Below are 23,067 nucleotides of genomic sequence, written 5' to 3' on the forward strand. Positions count from 1 at the left end.
ACCCGCTACGACAAGACCGCGACCTCGTTCCAGGCCACAGTCACCATCGCCGCGCTACTCCAATGGTTGTGAGCCTTTGAAGACACGCCCTAGGGTCGGTGTCGTTGGTTCGACGATACTCGAACATTGGAGCTGACGATGCGACCCCGTGCCGCCGCCTACCCGCTGCTCGCCGTGCTCGGTTGGGGCGTGATGTTCCCGGTCCTGGCCAGTGCGCTGACCCGGGTCGACCCGCTCAACCTCACCACCGCCCGCTACCTGCTCGCCAGCGCCATCCTGGTCGCGATCCTGCTGCTCCGCGAAGGTTCCGGCGCGCTGCGGCACGGCGGCCGGACGGGCGAGATCGTGCTGCTCGGCGTGGTCGGCTTCGCCGGCTTCAACGTGCTCACCAACCTGGCGCTCGAACACGCCGCCCCGCAGCAGATCGCCCTGTTCGTGGCCACCACCCCGCTGATCACCCAGTTGGTCCGCTGGGCGCGCGACGGCGTACGGCCGAAGCCGCTCTTGCTGGCCCTCTCCCTGGTGGCGCTCCTCGGAGTCGGCCTGGTGATCACCCGCGGGAGCCTGGCCGGGCTCGGCCAGTTCGGTCTCGGTGGGCTGATGATGATCGGCGCGGTCCTCGGCTGGGGCATCTACACACACGGTGCCAGCCGGTTCGGCGACTGGTCCCCGCTGCGCTTCACCACCCTGACGGCGCTCGCCGGCACGGCGGCCATGCTGGTCACGAGCATCGGCGCGGACGCCGTCGGCTGGCAGCACGCGCCGGCCGCCGCCGACCTCGCGGCGGTCACCCCACAGTTGGCGTACGCGGTGGTCGTCGGCGCGGTCATCGCGGTCCTGGCCTGGAACACCGGTGTGCAGCGGCTCGGTGCCGCCAACGCGGCGCTGTTCATGAACCTGGTCCCGGTCACCACCTTCGCGGTGCAGATCGCCCGCGGCTACCGCCCGGAGCCCATCGAGCTGGTCGGAGCCGCCATCACGATCGGTGCGCTGGTCGCCGCGAACCTCGCCACCCGGCCTCGGATCCGGCCCTCGTCCCCGCCGCAGTCGACCGCGACCACGGACCAGATCGCCGTGGTCGACCCGGTCGCGGTGAGCGCCCGCTGACCCACCTGCCGGCGCCCCCGGGCCCCGCAGCTGGGGACGGTAGGCGCCGCCGCCGGTGACTCGCTGAGTTGTTCGGCTCACAGCGTGGGATCCGCGGTAGAGGCCACGGAGATAGTTGCCTAGACTCGACGGCACAACTGCATACCTCATCCAGAGGGGCTGAGGGATACGGCCCGACGACGCCCCGGCAACCACCCTGCGCGCTCACCGCTGAGCGACCCGCGGGGCAGGTGCCAATTCCGTCCCCGCCGCACCGTGCGATGTGGGGAAAGATGAGAGGACCCTCGACATGACGTCGACGCTCGCCGCCTCCGGCATCGACACCTCCGCCAGCCCCGCCCGCGCCCTGGTCTGTCGGGCCTGCTCGGCCCGTTACCCGCTCGTCGCCCAGCACGCCTGCTACGAGTGTTTCGGCCCCCTCGAAGTCGACTACGACATCGCCGCCCTGGCCACCGTCACCCGTGAGCAGATCGAGGCCGGCCCGGAGAACATCTGGCGCTACGCCGCACTGCTCCCCGCCGGGCAGGACCCAGCCAGCCGGGTCACCCTCGACCCGGGGCTGACCCCACTGGTGGCGGCCCCGCACCTCGCCGCCGAGTTGGGCATCACCGCGCCGCTGTGGGTCAAGGACGACAGCGCCAACCCGACCCACTCGTTCAAGGACCGGGTCGTCTCGGTTGCCCTCACCGCCGCTAAGGCGCTCGGCTTCACCCGGTTCGCCTGCGCGTCGACCGGCAACCTGGCCAACTCGGTGGCCGCGCACGCCGCCCGTGCCGGGGCGCCCTCGGTGGTCTTCATTCCCAGTGACCTGGAGCAGGGCAAGGTCATCACCACCGCCGTCTACGGCGGCGAGCTGGTCGCCATCGACGGCTCGTACGACGACGTCAACCGGCTCTGCGGCGAGTTGGTGGAGACCGACGAGTTCGAGGACACCGCGTTCGTCAACGTGAACGTCCGGCCGTACTACGCGGAGGGCTCCAAGACCCTCGGCTACGAGGTGGCCGAGCAGCTCGGCTGGCGCATCCCGGCGCAGGTGGTCATCCCGATGGCCAGCGGCGAGCTGCTCACCAAGATCGACAAAGCGTTCTCCGAGCTGGTGGAGATCGGCCTGGTCGAGGCGCCGGCCGGCGGCTGGAAGGTCTTCGGCGCCCAGTCCGCGGGTTGCAACCCGATCGCCACCGCGCTGCACGCGGACACCGACACGATCATCCCGGTCAAGCCCACCGGCATCGCCAAGTCGCTCAACATCGGCGACCCGGCCGCCGGCGTCTACGCGCTGGAGGCGGTCCGCCGCACCGGCGGCTGGATGGAGTACGCCGACGACGACGAGATCCGCGCCGGCATCCGCGATCTGGCCCGCACCACGGGCGTCTTCGCCGAGACCGCGGGCGGGGTGACCGTGGCGGTGCTCCGCAAGCTCGTCGAATCCGGTCGGCTCGACCCGACCGCGGAGACCGTGGTGTTCAACACCGGCGAAGGTCTGAAGACCGTCGACGCGGTGGCCGGCCAGGTCGGACCGACCCACCACATCAAGCCCTCGCTGCGCGCCGCCCGCGACGCCGGCCTCCTCGGCTGACCCACCCCGCCACCCGCTCGCCGGCCGGCCCGTGGCCGTTCGCCGGCGGCCGTCGGTCGGTTGGGGTTGATCCACTCGGGTTCCTGGAAGGCGCGGTGTCCGTCCGGCCCGGACACCCCGTTCCCAGGAAATCCGAGTGGATCACTCTGTGACTGAGATTTCGCTGTGAGTGTGGAAAACCCGCCGCTGCGGACTTGACGGCAGGAACCGGACGGCGCAAGATGCTCCGTGCGGGAGGGCATTTCGCCGAAGACTTTTGAAGTTCTTGCGACCCAACGCCGGAGGCGTTGTGCGAGTGTCCCTCCCGACCACGTTCGATCGGGCCAGCGAGTAATTCGCTGGCCCGATCGCTTTTCCGGGCGCACGCTCAGCGCCATGAGCATCACGATCGCGTCGTTCGACGGCACCGACCGAGCCGCGGTCGACGAGGCGTACCTGATCGGCGCGGCGGCCAAAGACGCCGATCTGCCGGACCTTCCACCCTTCTGCCGGCGACGCTTCGACGCGATCTTCCACACGCCGATGCCCGGTGTCGAGTCGCTCTGGGCGCTGGCCCGGCTCGACGGGGTGCCGGCCGGTCACCTCCAACTGGACCTGCCCTACCTCGACAACACCGACAACGCCGGCGCGGAGCTGACCGTGCATCCCGATCTGCGGCGGCAAGGCGTCGGGCGGGCGCTGCACGAGTACGGGGTGCGCCTGCTCCGCGAGCGCGGCCGCAAGCGGATGGTCGCGATGGCCGTCTCCGCGCTGCCCGGCGGGCCGGCCCGAAGCGGGGCGGGCGACGCGTTCGCCGCCGCCACCGGCGCCCAGCCCGCCCTCGCCGAGGTACGCCGCCGGCTCGTTGTCGACGAGATCGACCGGATCGCGCTCCGGGCGGCGCTGGCCGAGGCCCAACCGCGGGCCGAGGGCTACCGATCGGTCTGCTGGCAGGGAGCGACCCCGCAGGAGTACGTCGCGGACATCGCCTACCTCGACGGCCGGCTGATGATGGACGCGCCCATGGGTGACGTGCAGTGGGAGCCGGAGCAGGTGGACGCCGAGCGCATCCGCGGCAACGAGCGGGCGTTCGACGCCCGGGGCCGGCGGCGCTACCACCTCGGAATGCGCCACGAGGCGACCGGCCGGCTGGTCGCCTGGACCCTGCTGGACGTGGGCGCCTCCGCCGACTGGCACGCGTACCAGCAGATCACCATCGTCGACCCGGCCCACCGTGGGCACCGGCTCGGCCTCATCGCCAAGGCCGAGAACCTGCACCACCTGCTCACCCACGAGCCGGCGGTCCGCGTGATCGACACCTGGAACGCGGCCAGCAACGGCTACATGGTGGCGATCAACGAGCAGCTCGGCTTCCGCCCGGTGGACTCCTGGACCGACTGGCAGCTCACGCTCTGACCCGGGCGGTCACCCGTCCGGCCGTTCCCAGCGCTCGACCAGCTCGCGGATCGCGGCCTGGAAGTCGTCGTCCGGCGTGTACCGGTGGCCCTGCACCGGAGGGGGCACGGTGTCCGTCGGTGGAATGAGGAGTCCCTTCGGATCCCGTACCCGACGGTCGACGTGGGCGGCCGGGTCGTCGGGTCCGTCGATGGGCGGGTCGAACACCGGTCCGCCCACCGCGTCGGTGTACCGCCACAGGTTGATCCACCGCCAGGCCAACCGGCTGCCGACGTCGCGCAACATCTCGTCGCTGACGTACGCGGGGAAGATCCGCCGGTACCGGTTTCCGAGCGGGGTGCCGTAGGTGAGCAGGGCCACCCGCTGGCGGCAGTGGTCGGGGAGTTGGAGGACCGTCACCGCCGCGAGCACGCTGCCGTGACTCTGACCGGACAGCACCACCGCGTTCCCGTCGGCGGTGAGCTGCCCGATCCGGCGGGTCAACTCCGGGACGGCCCGCTCGACGTAGCACGGCGGGGCGAGCGGGTGTGCGGCACGCGGCCAGAAGGTGGCCAGCTCCCAGAGCACCCCGACCAGCCGGATCGCGCCGGATCGGTAGGCGACCAGGCCCAGCACGGCGAGGAGCACGGCGAACAGCCCGATCAGCAGGGCGCCCAGGTCGGTCACGAAGATCACCGGACGGGCCAGCGACTCGCCGCCGAGTCGGAGGGCGAGCGCACCCGGCCCGGGACCGATCACCGAGAGCCCCGCCGCCGCGAGAGTGAGCAGCGCCAACACCACGTACGCGGTGGCCAGCAGCGGCCCGAGCCGATCCGTGAGTCGGGCGCGCATGATCGCGTCGCGGACGGCCCGGACCCGTTCCGGGGCCGCCCGGGAGGCCTCCGGATAGTCCTGCCGAACCAGTTCCTCGGCCTCTCGGCGGCGACGATCCCGGCCGATCCGGGGTCGGAGCAGGGCCGTCACCACCACCAGGAGCACGGCGAGGGAGAAGCCGAGGGTGGCCCAGCGGAAGGCAATCGGCGGCGACAGCGGAGGCGCACCAGGCGGCAGCGGCCTTGCCGGCGTCGGGCTGGAACCACGGTCCAGATACTCGGCGAGCCCGTAGGTCAAGCCCGAGTCGTAGGCGACGCCCAACCCGATCGCGACGGTTATCAGCACCGGCGCGCCCACCCCGGCCAGCCGAAAGAGGGGGCGGGGAAGGGAACGGCGCTGCACCACGACCACCAGGCCGAGCATCGCGAGCAGCACCACCTGCCCGGCGAACAGCCCGGCGGCCAGCATCCCGTACCCCGGCAACATCCCTTCGGCCTTCCACGGCGGCCGTGGCAGCAACGCGTACCCCAGGGTCAGCGCGGTGAGCGCGACGGCCACCCAGCGGATCGTCCGCGAACTCCGCTGGTCCTGCTCTCCGCCCCGCTCTATCGCCGGCCGGCAGAGCAGCACCACCGCGCCGGCGAGCAGCGCCACGACCGCGGCCAGCAGCAGCCAGCCGGGCAGGGTGGCGTCGTGCGGCGCCAGAGCCAGCAGCAGAGTCACATCGAGCGTGCCCAGCGCCACCGCGACGTGCACGGAGCGCAGGCGGCGCAGCAGCGAGCGGGTGTCCCAGAAGGCGGGCGCGTCGAGCCGGTCCGCACCCACCCCGGGCGCGTGGTCGCTGTCCTCGGGGAGTTGCCAGGTCCGGGCACCGAGCCGCCAGATCAGGACGATCGCGATGATCGGCAGTGCGGCCAGCAGCGCGAGCCGCTGCCCCGGGGGCACGTCGCCCAGCCAGGACAGTTCCCGCCGCCCCTCCAGGCACCTCGGGTAGGCCGCGCACTGCCAGGCGATCAGGTCGAGGGACACCCCGACGGTGGACAGCACGTACATCGCGGTCATCGTCGCGGCCAGCAGCCGGCACAGCGCCCGGGCGGCGTAGCCGCCGCGACCGGTGACCGGCAGCATCCACACCGCGATGTTGCTGAGCATGAACGGCAGGAGGAGGACCAGGGAGAACGTCCGGGTCGCCGTGCCGCCGGTCAGCCGGCTCCAGCGGTACGCCTCAACCGCCACCCCGTCGCGATCCGACTGGGGACCGTAGCCGGGCCGCGGCCGGTAGAAGCCGGCGTTGTCGTCTCCTGCGACCCGCTTGACGATCGGGCGGTCGAGGATCGTCTCCGGCCCCTTGTTGGCGACCCCGTGCACCCGGATCTCGGTGATCCTCACCCGCCGCCCTTTCCTGGCCGGCTTCCTGGCCGGAGGCCCGCGGTTACCCGCTGCCGGCCCGGGCAACCCCGGTGCTGTCAGTCATTGGCGCTACTGCTCGCGGGCCGGGCTCAGGCATGAGCCGCTGTCCGGCATTCGCGCTACTGCTCGCGGACCGGACTCAGGCATGATGGCGGGCATGACGGAGACCCCGCAGCCCCTGTACGACAGGCACGCCGACACCCTCAACCGTGCGCTGACCGCGATCACGGAGCGGGGCTACTGGTCCGCCTATCCCGAATCTCCCAGCCCCCGGGTGTACGGCGAGACCGCCGCCGCCGACGGCAAGGCCGCCTTCGAGGCGTACCTCGGTGGTGACTTCCCGCTCGACCAGCCGGGCACCGGCGCTCGGGTCGCCACCGAGACGAGCCCGTTCGGGGTGGAGTTGGCGGTGCGTTACCCGCACGCCGGCCCCGGCGAGCTGATCGACGCCGCCTCCGCCGCGCTGCCGGCCTGGCGCGACGCCGGCCCGCAGGCCCGCGTGGGGGTCTGCCTGGAGATCCTCGACCGGCTGCACAAGCACATCTTCGAGCTGGCCAACGCGGTGCAGTTCACCAGCGGGCAGGCGTTCGTGATGGCCTTCCAGGCCGGCGGCGCGCACGCGCTGGACCGGGCGCTGGAGGCGCTGGCGTACGCGTACGCCGAGATGACCAGGCACCCGGGCACGGCCGGCTGGGAGAAGGCCGCCGGCAAGGGCGACCCGCTGCGGATGACCAAGACGTTCCACGTGGTGCCGCGTGGGGTGGCGCTGGTGATCGGCTGCAACACCTTCCCGACCTGGAACTCGTACCCGGGGCTGTTCGCCTCGCTGGTCACCGGCAACCCGGTGCTCGTCAAGCCGCACCCGCGCGCGGTGCTGCCGCTGGCCATCACCGTGAAGTACGCCCGGGAGGTGCTGGCCGAGGCCGGGTTCGACCCGAACCTGATCATGCTGGCGGCCGAGGCGCCCGGTGAGAAGCTCGCCAGCGACCTGGCCCTGCACCGCGCCGTGAAGATCGTCGACTTCACCGGCTCCACCGAGTACGGCGACTGGCTGGAGACGCACGCCCGGCAGGCGTCGGTCTACACCGAGAAGGCCGGCCTGAACACGGTCGTCATCGACTCCACCGACGACTTCGCCGGCATGTGCCGCAACCTGGGCTTCACGCTGACCCTGTACAGCGGTCAGATGTGCACCACCTCGCAGAACATCCTCATCCCGGCCGGCGGCATCGAGACCGACCAGGGGCACAAGAGCTTCGACGAGGTGGCCGGCGGGATCGCCGCCGCCGTCGGCAAGCTCACCGCCGACCCGGCCCGGGGCGTCGAGCTGACCGGCGCCATCGTCAACGACGGGGTGCTGGAGCGGCTGGCCGAGGTCACCAAGGTGGGCGAGCCGGTGCTGGAGTCACGGGCCGTGGCCCACCCGTCGTACGCCGACGCGGTGGTGCGTACCCCGACGATCGTGAAGCTGACCCCGGACGACGCGGAGACGTACGGCCGGGAGTGGTTCGGGCCGATCTCGTTCGCCATCGCGACCGACTCCACCGCGCACAGCCTGGAGCTGCTGCGCCGCACGGTCGGCGAGAAGGGTGCGCTCACCGCGGGGGTCTACTCCACCGACGAGGCCGTGCTGGACGCCACCGAGGCGGTCGCGGTCGAGGTCGGGGTGCACCTGTCCTGCAACCTGACCGGCGGGGTCTTCGTGAACCAGTCGGCGGCGTTCTCCGACTTCCACGGCAGTGGCGCCAACGCGGCGGCCAACGCCGCGCTGACCGACGGGGCGTACGTGGCCAACCGGTTCCGGATCGTGCAGTCGCGGCGTCACGTCTGATTTTTAGTTGCGGTTGGGGTTTCCGGGGGGAGCCCACCCGCTCCAGGCGGTCAGGCTTGATCCTTCCGCGGGCGGGCTCCCCCCGGAAACCTGTTGTGGGCAGGCTGTCCTCAGGCGCTGCCGGCTTTGGGGCAGCAGCACCGGGGTTTTGCCGTGGGATGGGTTTCCGGTTTTCGGGGTTAGGCGGGGCGGCGCATTTGTAGTTCGGTCAGTGCGGGGATGGTGGGGTGGGGGACGCGTACCCCGGTGTCTTTGAAGCCCAGCCGTTGGTAGGCGCGGTAGGCGCGGTCGTTGCCGACCACCACCTCCAGCAGCAACTCCCCTCGGCCGCAGGCGCGTGACCAGGCGGCCACCCCGTCGATCAGCTCACCGAGCAGCCCGTGCCCCCGCCAGGCCGGCGTGACGTAGACCGCGTAGATCACGGTGAGCCCGGGTTCGCCCGGGGAGACCGTGCCACCGGCGTGTCCGACGAGCCGGCCACCCGGGTCGGCGATGAACTGCGCGTTGCCGGGGCCGGTCGCGGTGTACGCGACCCGGGCGGCGAACTCGGTGTGCGGCCGGGCCGCCGCGTCCGCCAGGGTCTCCAGGAAGGCCAACGGTGCGTCGGCGAGCATCTCCAGACGCAGTGCCCGCATCCGGGCGGCGTCCTCCGGCCGGACCCGGCGGATCTCCGCCCGCCGGAGGGCGGTCGCGCCCGTGTCGGTGGTCATGCCCGCATGCCTATCACAGCGTCGGTGGCCGTCACGGCCGAGCTGTGTACGGCAGTCGCCGCCCTGGATCCGGTGGCCCGAAACCCGACCGTCCAGCGCAATCGGAGCGCCCCAGAGCATGCCCGATTTGTGGCCGTGCGCGGCGCTGACTCCTCGTGTAGCGTGCGATTTCGGTCACCTTTTTCAATGGTCGCCATCGATCGCTGAGGTGGTGGCCGGTCGGCGTCCGGCCGTGCCGTGCGCCAGGTCAGGCAACACCGCGCATAGTGAGGGAAGTGCACCGTGGCACAGGGCTCCGTGAAGTGGTTCAACGCCGAAAAGGGCTATGGCTTCATTGCCGTCGACGGCGGTCAGGACGTCTTCGTTCACTTCTCCGCGATCGAGATGGACGGCTACAAGGCGCTGGACGACGGCCAGCGGGTGGAGTTCGAGATCGCCCAGGGCCAGAAGGGCCCGCAGGCCGAACACGTACGCGTCATCGCCTGAGTTTCCCTCCTCGATCGGCCCCGCGCGTCGGGGCCGCGACGCGGGCGCACCGCGGTCGGGGCGGTGGCGGTGATCGGGGTCACCGCCGTACCTGCCTGCCGGCCCACCTTGCCCAGTTGATCGGTCTGCTGGTGACGTACGTGGAGCGGCGCGCCCATGAGGCGCCGGTGAACACTGCCGGACTGGCCGCGGAACTCGGCTGAGCGGCCCCATCGTGCTTGCACTCGCCAGGGGAGAGTGCTAAACAAGTCATTGGCACTCGCATACCGCGAGTGCCAGCGGTCGGGACGGTGGGGCCAGGTTGCACCGGCGTGGAGACGCCGGGGCGACACATGGCCGGTCGTCGCGGGCTATCCGGCCCGGCCGAAGGACGTCGTCGTCGCCAGGTGGCGACGTCCCAAGGTGCGTACACCAGGCGGCCCATCCGGGGCACACAACTCGGGTGGCCCGTGAGTGTCCAGGAGGACAACGCCGTATGGCCAAGATGATCGCTTTCGACGAAGAGGCGCGCCGCGGCCTCGAGCGGGGCATGAACCAGCTCGCCGACGCCGTAAAGGTGACCCTCGGCCCGAAGGGCCGCAACGTCGTGCTCGAGAAGAAGTGGGGTGCCCCCACCATCACCAACGATGGTGTGAGCATCGCCAAGGAGATCGAGCTCGAGGACCCGTACGAGAAGATCGGCGCTGAGCTGGTCAAGGAGGTCGCCAAGAAGACCGACGACGTTGCCGGTGACGGCACGACGACGGCGACCGTCCTGGCCCAGGCCCTGGTTCGCGAGGGCCTGCGCAACGTGGCCGCTGGCGCCAACCCGATGGCCCTGAAGCGGGGCATCGAGGCCGCCGTCGCGAGCGTCTCGGAGGAGCTGTCCAAGCTCGCCAAGGACGTCGAGACCAAGGAGCAGATCGCCTCCACCGCCTCCATCTCCGCTGGCGACAGCACCGTCGGCGAGATCATCGCCGAGGCGATGGACAAGGTCGGCAAGGAAGGCGTCATCACCGTCGAGGAGAGCAACACCTTCGGGCTGGAGCTGGAGCTCACCGAGGGTATGCGCTTCGACAAGGGCTACATCTCGGCCTACTTCATGACCGACCCGGAGCGTATGGAGGCCGTCTTCGACGACCCGTACATCCTGATCGCCAACAGCAAGATCTCGTCGGTGAAGGACCTGCTCCCGATCCTGGAGAAGGTCATGCAGTCGGGCAAGCCGCTGCTGATCATCGCCGAGGACCTGGAGGGCGAGGCCCTCGCCACCCTGGTGGTCAACAAGGTCCGTGGCACCTTCAAGTCGGTCGCCGTCAAGGCGCCGGGCTTCGGTGACCGCCGCAAGGCCATGCTGACCGACATCGCCATCCTCGCCGGTGGCCAGGTCATCAGCGAGGAGGTCGGCCTCAAGCTCGACGCCGCCAGCCTCGACATGCTGGGCCGCGCCCGCAAGGTCGTGGTGACCAAGGACGAGACCACCATCGTCGACGGTGCCGGTGACGCCGAGCAGATCCAGGGCCGGGTCAACCAGATCCGGGCCGAGATCGACAAGAGCGACTCCGACTACGACCGGGAGAAGCTGCAGGAGCGGCTGGCCAAGCTGGCCGGCGGCGTTGCGGTCATCAAGGTCGGCGCGGCCACCGAGGTCGAGCTCAAGGAGCGCAAGCACCGCATCGAGGACGCCGTTCGCAACGCGAAGGCCGCCGTCGAGGAGGGCATCGTCCCGGGTGGTGGCGTCGCGCTGGTGCAGGCCGGCAAGACCGCCTTCGACAAGCTCGACCTGGTCGGCGACGAGGCCACCGGTGCGAACATCGTCAAGGTGGCGCTGGACGCCCCGCTGCGGCAGATCGCCGTCAACGCCGGCCTTGAGGGCGGCGTCGTGGTGGAGAAGGTCCGTAACCTCGAAGCGGGTCACGGCCTCAACGCCGCCAACGGCGAGTACGTCGACCTGCTGGCCGCGGGCATCATCGACCCGGCCAAGGTGACGCGCTCGGCGCTGCAGAACGCCGCGTCCATCGCGGCGCTCTTCCTCACCACCGAGGCCGTTGTCGCGGACAAGCCGGAGAAGACCCCGGCTGCCCCGGCTGGCCCGGGTGGCGGGGACATGGACTTCTGAGTCCAGTTCCGACACCGAACGGGGCGGGCCGCTGACGCGGTCCGCCCCGTTCGTCGTCAGGTCGGCAGTGGGCGCTGGTTGCGCCGCTTCTGTGCCCGGTTGTACGGCGGAAGCAGTTTGATCGGCGCGTCCACCATCTCCCGTGGCTCCTCGACGACCGCCGACTCGCCGTCGGTGGTCATCTCGGCCAGTTGCTCGGCGTCGCCGTAGTCGAGCCGGTCGAACGGCACGTGACCGGGGAGTTCGCCTACCGGTTTCCAGGTGATCGGCGGGCCGTCCTCGGTCTGGTCGTCATCCGTGGTCATGGCTGCCTCCTCTACCAAAACGGTAGGGGGCGTCGATGGCCGACGCGGGCGAATGAGGCAATGCCCCTTTTGCCCCGGTTACGCCACCGGCAGGGTTCGCCGGTACAGGAAGAAGACCCGTTCGATCCGGGCACCCGCGCTGCCCGAGTAGAACGGCACCGGCCCCACCCAGCCGATCTCCGCCCGGGTCAGCCCCGCCGCCTGCTGATCCCGCAGGCACCGCCGCAGCAGCACCCCGCCGATGCCCGACCCCTCGGCTGCCGGCGCGGTGCCCATCGGCCCGAACCAGCTCGGCCGGGACGACCCGTACGCGGCGAAGCCGAGCACCTCGCCGTCCCGCTCCGCCAGGTGACAGCCGGCGTCGTCGCGCCCCACCGACCCGACCAGCTCACCGTCCCACGTACCGCCGAAGGTGGACCTGGCGAACGCGGTCAACGCCGGCAGGTCCGCCGGCTCCGCCCGACGTACGGTGACGCCCTGACCGGCCAGCCGCCGCTCCGCCGCCTCGGTGGACCGCAGGGCCGGCGACCCGTCGTACGACAGGTCCGCGGTCATGTTCCAGGCGGTTCGGTCCTGCTGGTAGCCGAGCGCGAGGGCGGCGCAGACCGCAGGCGTGTAGCGGACGTCGATGCCGGGCCACGCGTAGTACGGCGGGTTGCCGGCCAGCAACACCTCGGTCGCTCCGCGCTCGGCCAGCGCCTGCTCGGCCGACCGCAGCAGCGCCCGACCGACGCCCCGGCGGCGGTGCTCCGGCAGGACCGCGACCAGGTCCACGTGCCCGACACCCGGCTCGATCGCCGACACCGAGCAGAGCAGCACCCCGACCAGGTCCACACCCCGGTACGCGCCCAGCCCCACCACCGAACGGTCGGCGGCGGCCCGGGGCCAGAGCACGTCCACGATGGGGGCCGCCTCGGCGGCGTCCTCGGGCAGATCGAGGGCCTGCTCGCAGAGCCGCGCCACGGCGGGGGCCAGGTCGGGGGTCAGTTCGGTGACGGTGATCTCGGCGTCCATGGTCGCCGACCCTAGATCACCGGGTGCCGGTCCGGGTACCTCACCGCCGGGCGGCCTGGACGGCCGCGTACGCGTCGACCTGGCCCGAGCCGGTGACGTTGGAAGGACCCCCGCAGGCGTCGGCCGGGTTGTCGGAGCGATAGGTGGGTGTCGCCGCCGTCGCGGTGTCCCGCAGGATCTGCCGGGTACGGTCCACGTCGCCGACCAGCGCCGGGTTCGCCGACCACATCAGCGCGACCACGCCCGCCACCTGCGGGGTCGCCATCGAGGTGCCGTCCAACGCCGCGTACGTGCCGCCCGGCATCGCCGACACCACACCCACGCCCGGGGCCAGCACGTCCGGCTTACCCGGGCCACCGGGCGCCGGCCCGCGCGAGGAGAACTCCGCGACCCGGCGCTGCCTGTCCACCGCGCCCACGGTCAACACGTCCGCGTACGGTGCCGGCGGGTCGTCGATGGACGCGCACCACGGCCCGGTGTTACCGGCGGCAGCGACCACGAAGATCCCGGCGGCGTCCAGCGCGGCGGTGGCCGGCCGCAGCACACCCCTGTCGCAGCCCTCGATCGGCGGGCAGCCCCACGAGTTGGTGAGCACCTGCGGGGCGCGCTCCGGACGGCCGTCGGTGAACGGGTCGCCGCCGACCGGGAAGGGCGCCAACATGAATTGGAGACAGTCCAGGTAGTGCGCGGGGCTGCCGAGGTTGCGGTCCAGGTTGACGCAGCCCACCCACTGCGCGTCCGGCGCCACCCCGATGCCGTCCCGCCCGACGGCGCTGCCCACCGTGTGGGTGCCGTGCCCGCCCTGGTCGGTCGGGCTGCGGGTGCCGTCCCACGGGTCGTACCAGGAGTCGTCCCCGCCACGGAACCCGGGCCGCAGCGCCGGATGGGTGCCATCCACGCCCGAGTCGGAGCTGCCGACCACGATGCCGGTGCCGGTCACCCCGAGCTGGGACCACACCCGGTCGGCGCCGATCTGGCTGATGTTCCACTCCGGCCCGGAGGGCTTGGGCGCGGTGCCCCGACTCTGCCCCGCCGGGGCGGGCAGCGGCCGCAGGCGTTGGCTGACCAGCACCCGGGCCACCTCGGGGCGACGGGCGAGCCAGGCTCGCACCGCCGGGCCGCCGTCCACCTCGACCGCGTTGACCAGGTAGTACGAGATCGGGTCGAGTCGTAGTCGACTCAGCCCCCGGACCAGGTCGGCCTGGCTCTGCTCGGCGGTCGTCACCAACCGCCGGTAGACCTCCGCCGCGCGGGCGTCCCGCCCGGCCCGACCGGGCTGCCCGGCCGGTAGACCCGTCAGGTCGGCCTGCGCGCGCAGCACCACGAACAGCCGCTCCCCGTACAGGCCCGGCTGGCCGGGGCCGAGGTCGACCACGCCGAACGTCACCAGCAGCACCACGGCTGCCACCGCCGCGACCCGACGGCTCGGGGTGCGTGCCGTCGGCCGAGCGAGCAGCACCGCGTACCCGATGGCGACCAGGACGGCGACGGCGAGCCCGGCAGCGGCGGCGGCCGCCACCCAGAACGGGATGTCGCGGGTCCCGACCAGCAGCAGGGTGATCTCTTCCGGGTCGGTGAAGGCCAGCGGGCCGAGTGCGGCCAGGCCCACCAGCCAGCCGGTCGCCGATCGGCCGGCGCGCGCGGCGTCGGCCGGGTCGGCGGCGGGCCGCCACGTCGCGGCCCAGAGCGCGGCCAGGGCGAAACCCACAGGTGGCAGGGTCAGCAACGCGGGCAACTGCGCGCCGGACTGGCCGGCGCCGGCGGCGACCAGCAGCAGCGCCACCCCGGCGACCAGACCGCCGACCAGCACCAGCCGAGCCGGCCGGGGTGGCCGGCCGACCGCGAACCGCGACCAGAAGGTGGCGTCCAGCAGCGTCGCGGCAAGCCCCCCGAGCGTGGCCGCCGCCAGGAGCGCGAGCGCGGTCTCCAGGAGCCCGCCGAGCGCGCCCAGCCAGGCCCACGGCAACAGCAGCGCCACCCCGGCGGCGACCGCGAGCAGCGGAACGGGACCGGGTCGCCGCAAACGCCCCACCGGCCCCGCGCTCCCGAGGGTCTCGGGCGGTGCGGCGTCGCGGTCTCCGGTGGGCTCGGTCCGTGCGGCGTCGCCGTCGTCGGTGGGTGCCGGGCCGCCGACCGAGCCGGCCGGTCCGGGGTACGCCCGCCGGCGCGCCGACCAGCGCACGGCGAGTGTGCTGAGCGCCGCCACGCCGGTCAGGGCGGCGAGGTACGCCTCGTGGTGCACCGGCGGCACGACCCGCAGCAGCGTCAGCACCCCGAGGACGAGTGTGCCGATCAGCCAGACCCGCCCGGTGGCCCGGACCGTCGCCGACCTGGGCAGCATGGCCAGCAGCAGGGCGGGCGTGCCCGCCAGCACGACGGTGGCCAGGCCGAGCACCGGCCAGAGCCAGGCGATCCGGTCCCGTCCGAAGCCCAGCAGCAGTTGATCGGTGAGCCAACCACCGGTCTGGGTGGCCACGGTGACCGCAACCGTCCAGCAGCCGACGAACACGGCCGCGACCACCGGCCACGGGGAACTGCGGTCGCTGACTCCGGGGTACGCAGGGTGACCGTGCATCCGAGAACCTTACGACCACGACGACGAATTTCGACCCGGCCGTCGCGTTGTGGGCGGACCCCGCCGCGCGGCGCACAGGCGTGGACCGGACCGGCGTGGTCCGTTCGGGGACGGGGCAGCGAGGCGTGTCGCGGGCGACACGTCGCAGGTAGACGCCGTACGGAGCGGGCGGCGAATGTCGACATGCCGGCGCGGCGGTTACGGTGGAAGGGTGCGTGACCCCAGTATCTCCCGATCCGTCGCCGGTCAGCTCTCGCCGATCCGCCGTGCGTCCGACCTGCGGCGGCTGCGCGCCGAGCGCTTCGACGTGCTGGTCATCGGTGGTGGGGTGACCGGTGCGGGTGCCGCACTGGACGCGGCGTCCCGGGGCCTGAAGGTGGCCCTGGTCGAGGCGCGCGATCTCGCCGCCGGCACCTCCAGCCGGTCCAGCAAACTGATCCACGGCGGCCTGCGCTACCTGGAGCAGTTGGAGTTCCACCTGGTCCACGAGGCGCTCACCGAGCGCGGCCTGCTGGCCACCCGGCTCGCGCCGCACCTGGTGCGCCCGGTGCCGATCATGGTGCCGCTGCCGGCCGGACGGGGCCTGCGGGACCTGCCGGCCCGGATCTTCCGCCGCTCGTACTACGGCGCCGGGGTGGCCGCGTACGACGTCTTCGCCGGAGTCTTCGGCGGTGGCCGGGGCATGCCGCTGCACCGGCACCTGACCCGGGAGGGTGCCCGGAGGATCTTCCCGAGCCTCCGGGCCGACGCGGTGTCCGGCGCGATCCGCTACTACGACGGGCAGGTCGACGACGCCCGGCTGGTCGTCACCCTGGCCCGCACCGCGGCCAGCCTCGGCGCCACGGTGGTGAGCAGCGCCCGCGCCGTCGGGCTGATCCGGCAGGCACGCGAGGTGACCGGCGTACGCGTCCGGGACCTGGAGGCGCCGGCGGGCTCACCCGACGCGGAGTTCGAGGTGCACGCCCGTACCGTCATCGCCGCCACCGGGGTGTGGAGCGACGACATGTCGCGGATGCTCAACGACGTGGGCCTGCGGCCCGGCGTCCGGGTGCGCGCCTCCAAGGGGGTGCACCTGGTGGTGCCCCGCTCGGCGATCACCGGCGAGACGGGGCTCATCCTGCGGACGGCCAAGTCGGTGCTCTTCGTCATCCCGTGGGGCGGGCACTGGATCATCGGTACGACGGACACCGACTGGCGACTGGACCGGTCCCACCCGGCTGCCTCGGCCCGCGACATCGACTACCTGTTGGAGCAGGTCAACACGGTGCTGGACCGGCCGTTGACCACCGCCGACATCGAGGGGGTGTACGCCGGGCTGCGGCCACTGCTGGCCGGCGAGGCCGACTCGACGTCGAAGCTCTCCCGTGAGCACGCGGTCTTCGAGCCGATGCTCGGGCTGCTGCTGGTCGCCGGTGGTAAGTACACGACGTACCGGGTGATGGCGTCCGACGTGGTCGATCGGGCCGCCCGGCGGCTCGGTGGCGCTCGCTCGTCGCGTACGGCCGATCTGCCGTTGCTCGGGGCGGACGGCTTCCCGGCGATGTGGCGGGACCGGGCCGATCTGGCCCGCCGGCACGGTGTGCCGGTGGGCGTGGTGGAGCATCTGCTGGAGCGGTACGGCACCCTGACCCTGGACCTGTTGGCGCTTGTCGACGCCGATCCGCTGCTCGCGTCTCCGCTGGCCGGCGCTCCGGAGTACCTGGCGGCAGAGGTCACCTATGCGGCGCGCGCCGAGGGTGCGCTGCACCTGGAGGACGTGCTGACCCGGCGGACCCGGATCTCGTTCGAGACCAGCCACCGGGGGTTGGAGTCAGCGGAGCACACCGCCGAGTTGATGGGCGCGGTGCTCGGCTGGGACGCGGCCACCCGGGCTCGGGAGGTCGAGCACTACCGCGCTCGGGTGGAGGCGGAGCGGCAGTCGCAGTTGATGCCGGACGACGCCGCGGCGGACGCGGCCCGGCTCGGTGCTCCGGATGTCCGGGGTTATGCGGCCGATCGGGGTGGCGGTGACGATCAGGCTGAGCTGCGGCCGTCCACTAGGTGACGAATTGTAACGTTACTGGTTGGTAACCATCGATACCGGCCCGGATGGTGGTTTCGAACGCTACCTACGGTGGGGTAGGTTTCCGCGCGTGCTTCCCCGCGCGCACCCTCGTCTGCTACTACCGGTCGTCGCCGTCGTCCTCGGCGGCGCACTGACCGGGTGCTCGCTGTTCGACCGGGAGCCACGGGGCACTCCGGTGGCAGAACCGACGTCCTCGGCGGGTGGCGGCGCGCAGCTGGAGATCCCCGCCACGGTCGCGGTCGGCCAGGTCAGCCTGATTCAGCGGCTCGGCGAGGACGGCCCACTGCGCACCCTGAGTGTCGAACGCGACGGCGCGTGGCAGTGCCTCGACTGCGCCGGTGACGGGGTCACGTCCCGGGGCACCCTGGCCCCGGAGTTGACCGAACGGCTCCAGGTGCTGCTCGCCAACCCGGCACTTGCCGACGAGACCGATCAGGTCCGGAGATACCGCTCCACCTGCATCGACGCGCTCACGTCCAGCCTGCTCACCTCGACCGGGCTGATCACCTCGCAGGACTGCCCCGGCGAGGAGCGCACGCCGGTCGCCGGGGAGATCCTGCTGCTGCTCACCCAGGCGACCCCGGCCGAGATCAAGGGCTGACCCCGGGCCAGTTCAGGTCAAGGGCTGTTCCCCGGCCAGCTCAGAGCACCTTGCCCGGGTTGAGCAGACCGGCCGGGTCCAGCGCCGACTTGATCGCCTGGTGCACCCGGACGCCGACCGGCCCGATCTCCCGGGCCAGCCAGTCCCGCTTGAGCAGCCCCACCCCGTGCTCTCCGGTACAGGTGCCGCCCAGGTCCAGACCGAGCCGCATGATCTCGTCGAAGGCCCGCCGGCCCCGCTCCACGCTCGCCGGGTCGGCCCGGTCGACCACGATGTTCGGGTGCATGTTGCCGTCCCCGGCGTGCCCCACCACGCCGATCGGCACCTCGCACTCCACGGCGATCCGGGCCACCCCGTCCAGCAGTGCGGCGAGCGAGCCGCGCGGCACCGCCACGTCGTCGATCACCAGACCGCCGTTGCCGCCCGGGTAGGCGTCGGCCGCGAACTTCTCCATCGCCGGATGGGCCAGTCGCCGCGCCTGCAACAGCGCCGCCGCCTCCACCGCGTCGGTGGCCGCGTAGACCTCGTCGGCGCCGGCCGCCGTGCAGACCTCGGCCAGGCTGGCCAGGTCGTCGGCGGCCCGGGGGCCGGTGTCCGCGGCGGCCAGCAGCAGGGCCTGGGCGTCGGTCCGCAGCCCCATCGGCTGGTACGCCTCGATCGCCCGCAGATGGGTCTGGTCCAGCAGTTCCAACAGGCTGGGGGTGAGCCCACGGGCCGCGATCTCGGCCACCGCAGCGCCGGCCGCCGCTGTCGATCCGAAGACCGCCACCAGGGTCAGCGACTCGGCCGGGGCGGGCCGCAGCGCCACGGTCACCTCGGTGATCACGCCGAGGGTGCCCTCCGAGCCGACGAAGAGCCGGGTCAGGTCGTAGCCGGCCACGCCCTTCGCCGTCCGCCGGCCGGTGCGCAGCACCTCACCCGAGGCGAGCACCACCTCCAGGCCGAGCACGTACTCGGTGGTCACCCCGTACTTCACGCAGCACATGCCGCCGGCGTTGGTGGCCACGTTGCCGCCGATCGTGGACGACTCCCAGGAGCCGGGGTCCGGCGGGTACCAGAGCCCCTGCCTGGCCACCGCGCCGGCCAGCGCCGCGTTGACCACCCCCGGCTGGACCACGGCGATCCGGCTCACCGGGTCGATCTCCCGGATCTCGTCCATCGCGACAGTGCTCAGCACCACCGCGCCGTCCACCGCGTTCGCCGCGCCGGCCAGCCCGGTCCGCGCGCCCTGCGGCACCACAGGTACGCCGTGGCGCGCCGCCGCCCGGACCACCGCGACCACCTGTTCGGTGCTGCGCGGACGGGTCACCACGAGCGGGGTGCCGGCCGCGCACAGGTCGGCCTCGTCCCGCTGGTGCATGCGCAGCAGGTCCGGGTCGGTGAGCACGGCGTCGGCACCGAGCGCGGCGCGGAGATCGTCCAGGAGCGTGGTGGGGGCCATGCAGCCGAGGCTAGGTCGCCGGCCGGCGATCATCAACGTGATCAACTACGCGAGATAGCTTGGACGTCATGCTCTACCTGGACCGGCCGGCCTGGCCGTGGCGCGGTCGGCTCTGGTCACACCTGATCAGTGACGTCTCGTACGCCGAGCTGCACGCCTTCGCCGAGGCCCTCGGCGCGCCCCGCCGCGGCTTCGACCGGGACCACTACGACATCCCCGCCGACCGGTTCGCGGCGGCGGTGTGGCTCGGTGCCCAGGTGGTGCCGAGCCGGGAGCTGGTCCGGTTGCTCCGCGCCGCCGATCTGCGCCGCCCGAAGCACCTGGTCAGCCCGCGCCCGTCGGCGGCCCCGCAGCGGTGAGGGTGGCCAGTTCCCGGCGTACGTTGGCCCGGGCGGGCTCCTCCCAGCGGGCCGCCAGCGGCGGCAGACGAAACAGCGCGGGCAGCGCCAGCAGGCCGCCGAGCACCGCCGCCCGCCCGGCCCGGAAGGCCGGCTCCGGCACGTGCGCGTACTCCCGTCGGATCGCCGTCGCGTACCTGTCGTAGGTCGCCGGGGGCGCTGCCAGCACGGCGAGGTCCGCGTCGCAGAGCAGCGCGCCGTCCCGATCGTCCGGACCCACGACGTGCCCGGCGGTGAGCAGCACCAGCCGGCGCACCTCGGCCGCCGTGGGCGCCGGCACCCCGAGCCCGCCGAGCACGCTCTCGGCCAGCGCGGCGCTGTCCTGTTCGTTGGCGTCACCGCCGGCCCGCGGGTCGTAGACCGCGTCGTGCCACCAGGCCGCCAGCCGGACCAGGTCGGCCCGGTCGGCCAGCTCGGCGTGCTCGTCCACCACATCGAGCACCGCCGTCAGGTGGGCCACCGTGTGGTAGTGCCGGTGCGGCTCCCGCCACCTGTCGAGCAGCCGTTCGCCGGCCCGCGTCCACCCCGCGTCCGGCGTCGTACCAGCACCCCGGGCTGCCGCCCGCCACCGCTCCAGCAGATCGACCACCGGCCGAGTCTGCCGCATCCGGGCACGGCGCGCGACGCGGAAGGATTCAGCGGGCCTGTCCCGGGTAGTCGCGCCCATGGCCGTGGCCCGGGACAAGCGACCACCAATGGTGCGACGTACCGCGCTGCGCGACGGGCTGGTGGACGTCGACGGCGCACGGATCGCCGAGGCCACCGAGCAACTGCGCGACCGCGGCCGGGCCACCCTGCACGACCGGCTGCACCGGGTACGGATGGCCGGCGGGCTGGCCGTGCAGGCGGGGCTTGCCGCCGGGCTGGCGTACCTGATCTCGCACAAGGTGCTCGGCAACCCGCAACCGGTCTTCGCGCCGATCTCCGCGGTCGGCACCCTCGCCGCGTCGGTCGGTCAGCGGTTCCGCCGGACCATCGAGCTGATCGCCGGGGTGGGGATCGGGGTGGCCATCGGCGACTTCCTGATCTACCTGCTCGGCACCGGGGCCTGGCAGCTCGGCCTGGTGGTCACCGTCGCGATCCTGTTCACCATCTTCGCCGGGGCGAGCGTCGCCATCGTCATCCAGGCGGCGGCCACGGCGGTGCTGATCGTGACGCTGAGCCCGTCAACCCAGAATCTGGAGATCCCTCGCTTCGTGGACGCCTTCCTCGGTGGCGGGATCGCGCTCCTGGTGACCGCCGTGCTGCTGCCGCTGAATCCGCTCCGGGTGATCAACCGGGCCGCCCGGCCGGCGCTGGACCTGCTCGCCGCCCAGCTCGACGCCACCGCGGACGGATTGCGCAACCGGGACCGCGCCGGCGTCCAACGGGCCCTGGACCGGCTGCGCAACAACAAGGAGGAACTGGCCACGTTGGCCGAGGCGATCGAGGGGGCGAAGGAGACCGCGACCCTCTCGCCGGCCCGCTGGCACCGCCGCAGCGAGCTGATCCACTATGCGGAGGCGGCCGACCCGATCGACCGGGCGATGCGCAACACCGGCACGCTGATCCGCCGGTCCGTCACGTTGATCGAGGACGACGAGCCGGTACCCGATCCGATGCCGGACGCGATGGGCCACCTCGCCGAGTCGGTCCGGCTGCTCAAACACGAGTTCGCCGCCGGCGAGGAACCGGAGAAGGCCCGGGAGCGGTCGCTGCGCGCGGTCAGCGAGGCGGGTCGGGCGTACGGCGCCGGCGTCGGCTTCTCCGGCAGCGTGGTCGTCGCTCAGATCCGGACCACCGCCAGCGACCTGCTGGTGGCCTCCGGGATCGAACAGGAGGAGGCGAACCGGTGGATCCGCACCGCCTTCGGGGAGCAGGAGCGGCCGGTCGGTGAGCCGGCCGAGCCGGGCGAGGCGCCGAAACCGCCGACCGCCCCGCCCGTCGGCTGACCGCGGCCGCGCTCCTCAGCCCAACTCGGCGAGCGCCGCGAGCAGCCGGTCCACCTGCTCGACGGTGCTGCCCAGGCCGAGGCTGGCGCGCAACGCCGTGGGCGGGAGGTCCCGTCGGCCGGTACGCCCCGCCGCCTCGGCGAGCAGCCGCCGGGCCAGCGGGTGGGCACAGAACAACCCGTCGCGCACGCCGATCCGGTGCGTGCTGGCCAGTCGCGCGGCCACGTCGGCGGAGTCCCAGCCGGCGACCACGAACGAGACGATGCCGACCCGCGGCGCGGCCGGGCCGAAGGTGCGCAGCTCCACCACGTGCGGCAGCGCCTCGATGCCGGTCCGCAGTCGTGCCAGCAGCGCCTGCTCGTGGGCGGCCAGCGCGTCCCGGTCGGCCGCGCCGAGCGCCGCGCACACGGCCGCCAGCGCGACCGCGCCGAGCAGGTTCGGGGTGCCACCCTCGTGCCGGGCCGGACCGGTTGCCCAGGTCACGTCGTGGGTGGCCGGGCCGACGTGGCTGGTGGCGCCCCCACCCGCCAGGTACGGCGGGGCGGCGTCCAGCCAGTCCGCCCGGCCGATCAGCACACCCGCACCGAACGGCGCGTACAGCTTGTGGCCGGACACGGCCAGGTAGTCGGCGTCCAGCGCCAACAGGTCGACCGGGGCGTGCGGGGCGAGTTGTGCGGCATCGAGCACGATCCGGGCACCGTGCCGGTGCGCCACCCGGGCCAGCTCGGCGACCGGCCACCGCTCACCTGTCACGTTGCTCGCACCCGTCACCGCGACCAGCACCGGCAGTGCCGGACTGCTGCCCCGGCGCAGCTCGGTGAGGGCGGCGGCGAGGTCGCGTACCGCCCCGGCGGGATCGGCCGGCACCGGCAGCCGTACCGAACCGCGGGGCCAGGGCAGCAGGTTGGCGTGGTGCTCGCCCGCGAAGGTGACCACCGTGGTGCCGGCCGGCAGCGACCGCGCCAGCAGGTTGAGCGCGTCAGTGGTGTTGCGGGTGAAGATCACGTGATCGTCTGCCCGGGCGTTGAAGAAGTCACCGATCGTCTGCCGGGCCTGCTCGTACGCGAGGGTGCAGCGCCGCGACAGCGCGCCCGCGCCGCGATGCACGCTGGCGTACCAGGGCAGCAGTTCGGCCACCGCGTCGGCGGCGGCCCGCGCGCAGGGTGCGCTCGCCGCGTAGTCCAGGTTGATCTCACCGGGCACGCCGAGGACGTCCAGCGGCACCGACGCGGGCGCGACGGTGGGCAGGGTGGGCAGCGAGGGAACGAGGGTGACGGGCACGCCGGAACCTCCGGGGTCAGGGACCCCGGG

Annotated in this window: 18 protein-coding genes and 1 riboswitch; of the genes, 10 read left to right on the plus strand and 8 right to left on the minus strand. The window is 72.7% G+C overall.

Annotated features, from left to right (window positions below; translation table 11 throughout):
• Nucleotides 1-138: 138 nt before the first annotated feature.
• The 3 genes from AB0A90_RS27885 to AB0A90_RS27895 all read left to right on the plus strand — a co-directional run bounded on the left by AB0A90_RS27885 (nt 139) and on the right by AB0A90_RS27895 (nt 4,078).
• A complete protein-coding gene (locus AB0A90_RS27885) occupies nt 139-1,107 on the plus strand; it encodes a DMT family transporter (RefSeq protein ID WP_357253714.1) in 969 nt (322 codons plus the stop codon).
• A 143-nt stretch (nt 1,108-1,250) separates the two neighbouring features.
• Nucleotides 1,251-1,386, plus strand: a riboswitch (SAM riboswitch).
• 10 nt (nt 1,387-1,396) lie between these two features.
• The gene (gene thrC / locus AB0A90_RS27890; protein ID WP_357253716.1) at nt 1,397-2,683 is read left to right on the plus strand and encodes a threonine synthase; all 1,287 of its coding nucleotides are present in this window, start codon (nt 1,397-1,399) and stop codon (nt 2,681-2,683) included.
• Between the two features lie 375 nt (nt 2,684-3,058).
• Nucleotides 3,059-4,078 (plus strand): GNAT family N-acetyltransferase, encoded by a 1,020-nt coding sequence (locus tag AB0A90_RS27895; protein ID WP_357253718.1) that lies wholly within the window; start codon nt 3,059-3,061, stop codon nt 4,076-4,078.
• 9 nt (nt 4,079-4,087) lie between these two features.
• On the opposite strand, the gene AB0A90_RS27900 is transcribed toward AB0A90_RS27895, so the two are convergent.
• Entirely contained in the window at nt 4,088-6,280 is a 2,193-nt protein-coding gene (locus tag AB0A90_RS27900; RefSeq protein WP_357253719.1) for a hypothetical protein, read from the minus strand.
• Nucleotides 6,281-6,458: 178 nt separating this feature from the next.
• On the opposite strand from AB0A90_RS27900, the gene paaN reads away from it, so the two are divergent.
• Nucleotides 6,459-8,132 (plus strand): phenylacetic acid degradation protein PaaN, encoded by a 1,674-nt coding sequence (gene paaN, locus AB0A90_RS27905; RefSeq protein ID WP_357253720.1) that lies wholly within the window; start codon nt 6,459-6,461, stop codon nt 8,130-8,132.
• 179 nt (nt 8,133-8,311) lie between these two features.
• On the opposite strand, the gene AB0A90_RS27910 is transcribed toward paaN, so the two are convergent.
• Nucleotides 8,312-8,842, minus strand: coding sequence for a GNAT family N-acetyltransferase (locus AB0A90_RS27910; protein WP_357253722.1), 531 nt, complete (start codon nt 8,840-8,842; stop codon nt 8,312-8,314).
• Nucleotides 8,843-9,124: 282 nt separating this feature from the next.
• Here AB0A90_RS27910 and AB0A90_RS27915 point away from each other — a divergent pair, with 282 nt between their 5' ends.
• Entirely contained in the window at nt 9,125-9,328 is a 204-nt protein-coding gene (locus tag AB0A90_RS27915; RefSeq protein ID WP_088950422.1) for a cold-shock protein, read from the plus strand.
• Between the two features lie 475 nt (nt 9,329-9,803).
• A complete protein-coding gene (gene groL / locus AB0A90_RS27920) occupies nt 9,804-11,426 on the plus strand; it encodes a chaperonin GroEL (RefSeq protein WP_030490078.1) in 1,623 nt (540 codons plus the stop codon).
• 56 nt (nt 11,427-11,482) lie between these two features.
• Here groL and AB0A90_RS27925 read toward each other — a convergent pair whose 3' ends face one another.
• From AB0A90_RS27925 to AB0A90_RS27935, 3 genes are all read right to left on the minus strand, one after another.
• Nucleotides 11,483-11,731: a hypothetical protein gene (locus AB0A90_RS27925; protein ID WP_357253725.1), complete on the minus strand. Its 249-nt coding sequence runs from the start codon at nt 11,729-11,731 to the stop codon at nt 11,483-11,485.
• Between the two features lie 78 nt (nt 11,732-11,809).
• Complete coding sequence (locus tag AB0A90_RS27930) at nt 11,810-12,745, minus strand: GNAT family N-acetyltransferase (protein WP_357253727.1); 936 nt, start codon at nt 12,743-12,745, stop codon at nt 11,810-11,812.
• 40 nt (nt 12,746-12,785) lie between these two features.
• The gene (locus AB0A90_RS27935) at nt 12,786-15,320 is read right to left on the minus strand and encodes a S8 family serine peptidase (protein ID WP_357253728.1); all 2,535 of its coding nucleotides are present in this window, start codon (nt 15,318-15,320) and stop codon (nt 12,786-12,788) included.
• A gap of 226 nt (nt 15,321-15,546) precedes the next feature.
• Between AB0A90_RS27935 and AB0A90_RS27940 the strand changes: the two genes are divergently transcribed.
• Nucleotides 15,547-17,364: a glycerol-3-phosphate dehydrogenase/oxidase gene (locus AB0A90_RS27940; RefSeq protein WP_357253969.1), complete on the plus strand. Its 1,818-nt coding sequence runs from the start codon at nt 15,547-15,549 to the stop codon at nt 17,362-17,364.
• Nucleotides 17,365-17,452: 88 nt separating this feature from the next.
• Nucleotides 17,453-17,986, plus strand: coding sequence for a hypothetical protein (locus AB0A90_RS27945; RefSeq protein ID WP_357253730.1), 534 nt, complete (start codon nt 17,453-17,455; stop codon nt 17,984-17,986).
• Between the two features lie 40 nt (nt 17,987-18,026).
• Here AB0A90_RS27945 and AB0A90_RS27950 read toward each other — a convergent pair whose 3' ends face one another.
• Complete coding sequence (locus AB0A90_RS27950; protein WP_357253732.1) at nt 18,027-19,427, minus strand: FAD-linked oxidase C-terminal domain-containing protein; 1,401 nt, start codon at nt 19,425-19,427, stop codon at nt 18,027-18,029.
• Between the two features lie 68 nt (nt 19,428-19,495).
• Between AB0A90_RS27950 and AB0A90_RS27955 the strand changes: the two genes are divergently transcribed.
• Nucleotides 19,496-19,786 carry a DUF4031 domain-containing protein gene (locus AB0A90_RS27955; RefSeq protein ID WP_357253734.1) on the plus strand — a complete coding sequence of 97 codons (291 nt, stop codon included), beginning with the start codon at nt 19,496-19,498 and terminating at the stop codon, nt 19,784-19,786.
• Here the strand turns inward: AB0A90_RS27955 and AB0A90_RS27960 are convergent.
• Complete coding sequence (locus tag AB0A90_RS27960; protein WP_357253736.1) at nt 19,752-20,414, minus strand: metal-dependent phosphohydrolase; 663 nt, start codon at nt 20,412-20,414, stop codon at nt 19,752-19,754. The genes AB0A90_RS27955 and AB0A90_RS27960 overlap by 35 nt on opposite strands.
• A 139-nt stretch (nt 20,415-20,553) precedes the next feature.
• Between AB0A90_RS27960 and AB0A90_RS27965 the strand changes: the two genes are divergently transcribed.
• Nucleotides 20,554-21,756, plus strand: a complete 1,203-nt coding sequence (locus tag AB0A90_RS27965) for an FUSC family protein (RefSeq protein WP_357253971.1) — start codon at nt 20,554-20,556, stop codon at nt 21,754-21,756.
• A 15-nt stretch (nt 21,757-21,771) separates the two neighbouring features.
• Here the strand turns inward: AB0A90_RS27965 and AB0A90_RS27970 are convergent, their stop codons facing one another.
• Nucleotides 21,772-23,037 (minus strand): aminotransferase class V-fold PLP-dependent enzyme, encoded by a 1,266-nt coding sequence (locus AB0A90_RS27970; RefSeq protein WP_357253738.1) that lies wholly within the window; start codon nt 23,035-23,037, stop codon nt 21,772-21,774.
• Between the last annotated feature and the right edge of the window lie 30 nt (nt 23,038-23,067).

Origin of the sequence: Micromonospora sp. NPDC049204 (assembly GCF_040647935.1) — a bacterium.
Classification (GTDB): Bacteria; Actinomycetota; Actinomycetes; order Mycobacteriales; family Micromonosporaceae; genus Micromonospora.

Bases quoted from the DNA above. Each gene is read 5' to 3' on its own strand.
- AB0A90_RS27885 (WP_357253714.1), top strand. From the start codon at position 139: ATGCGACCCCGTGCCGCCGCCTACCCGCTGCTCGCCGTGCTCGGTTGG.
- thrC (WP_357253716.1), top strand. From the start codon at position 1,397: ATGACGTCGACGCTCGCCGCCTCCGGCATCGACACCTCCGCCAGCCCC.
- AB0A90_RS27895 (WP_357253718.1), top strand. From the start codon at position 3,059: ATGAGCATCACGATCGCGTCGTTCGACGGCACCGACCGAGCCGCGGTC.
- paaN (WP_357253720.1), top strand. From the start codon at position 6,459: ATGACGGAGACCCCGCAGCCCCTGTACGACAGGCACGCCGACACCCTC.
- AB0A90_RS27910 (WP_357253722.1), bottom strand. From the start codon at position 8,842: ATGACCACCGACACGGGCGCGACCGCCCTCCGGCGGGCGGAGATCCGC.
- groL (WP_030490078.1), top strand. From the start codon at position 9,804: ATGGCCAAGATGATCGCTTTCGACGAAGAGGCGCGCCGCGGCCTCGAG.
- AB0A90_RS27925 (WP_357253725.1), bottom strand. From the start codon at position 11,731: ATGACCACGGATGACGACCAGACCGAGGACGGCCCGCCGATCACCTGG.
- AB0A90_RS27930 (WP_357253727.1), bottom strand. From the start codon at position 12,745: ATGGACGCCGAGATCACCGTCACCGAACTGACCCCCGACCTGGCCCCC.
- AB0A90_RS27935 (WP_357253728.1), bottom strand. From the start codon at position 15,320: ATGCACGGTCACCCTGCGTACCCCGGAGTCAGCGACCGCAGTTCCCCG.
- AB0A90_RS27950 (WP_357253732.1), bottom strand. From the start codon at position 19,427: ATGGCCCCCACCACGCTCCTGGACGATCTCCGCGCCGCGCTCGGTGCC.
- AB0A90_RS27955 (WP_357253734.1), top strand. From the start codon at position 19,496: ATGCTCTACCTGGACCGGCCGGCCTGGCCGTGGCGCGGTCGGCTCTGG.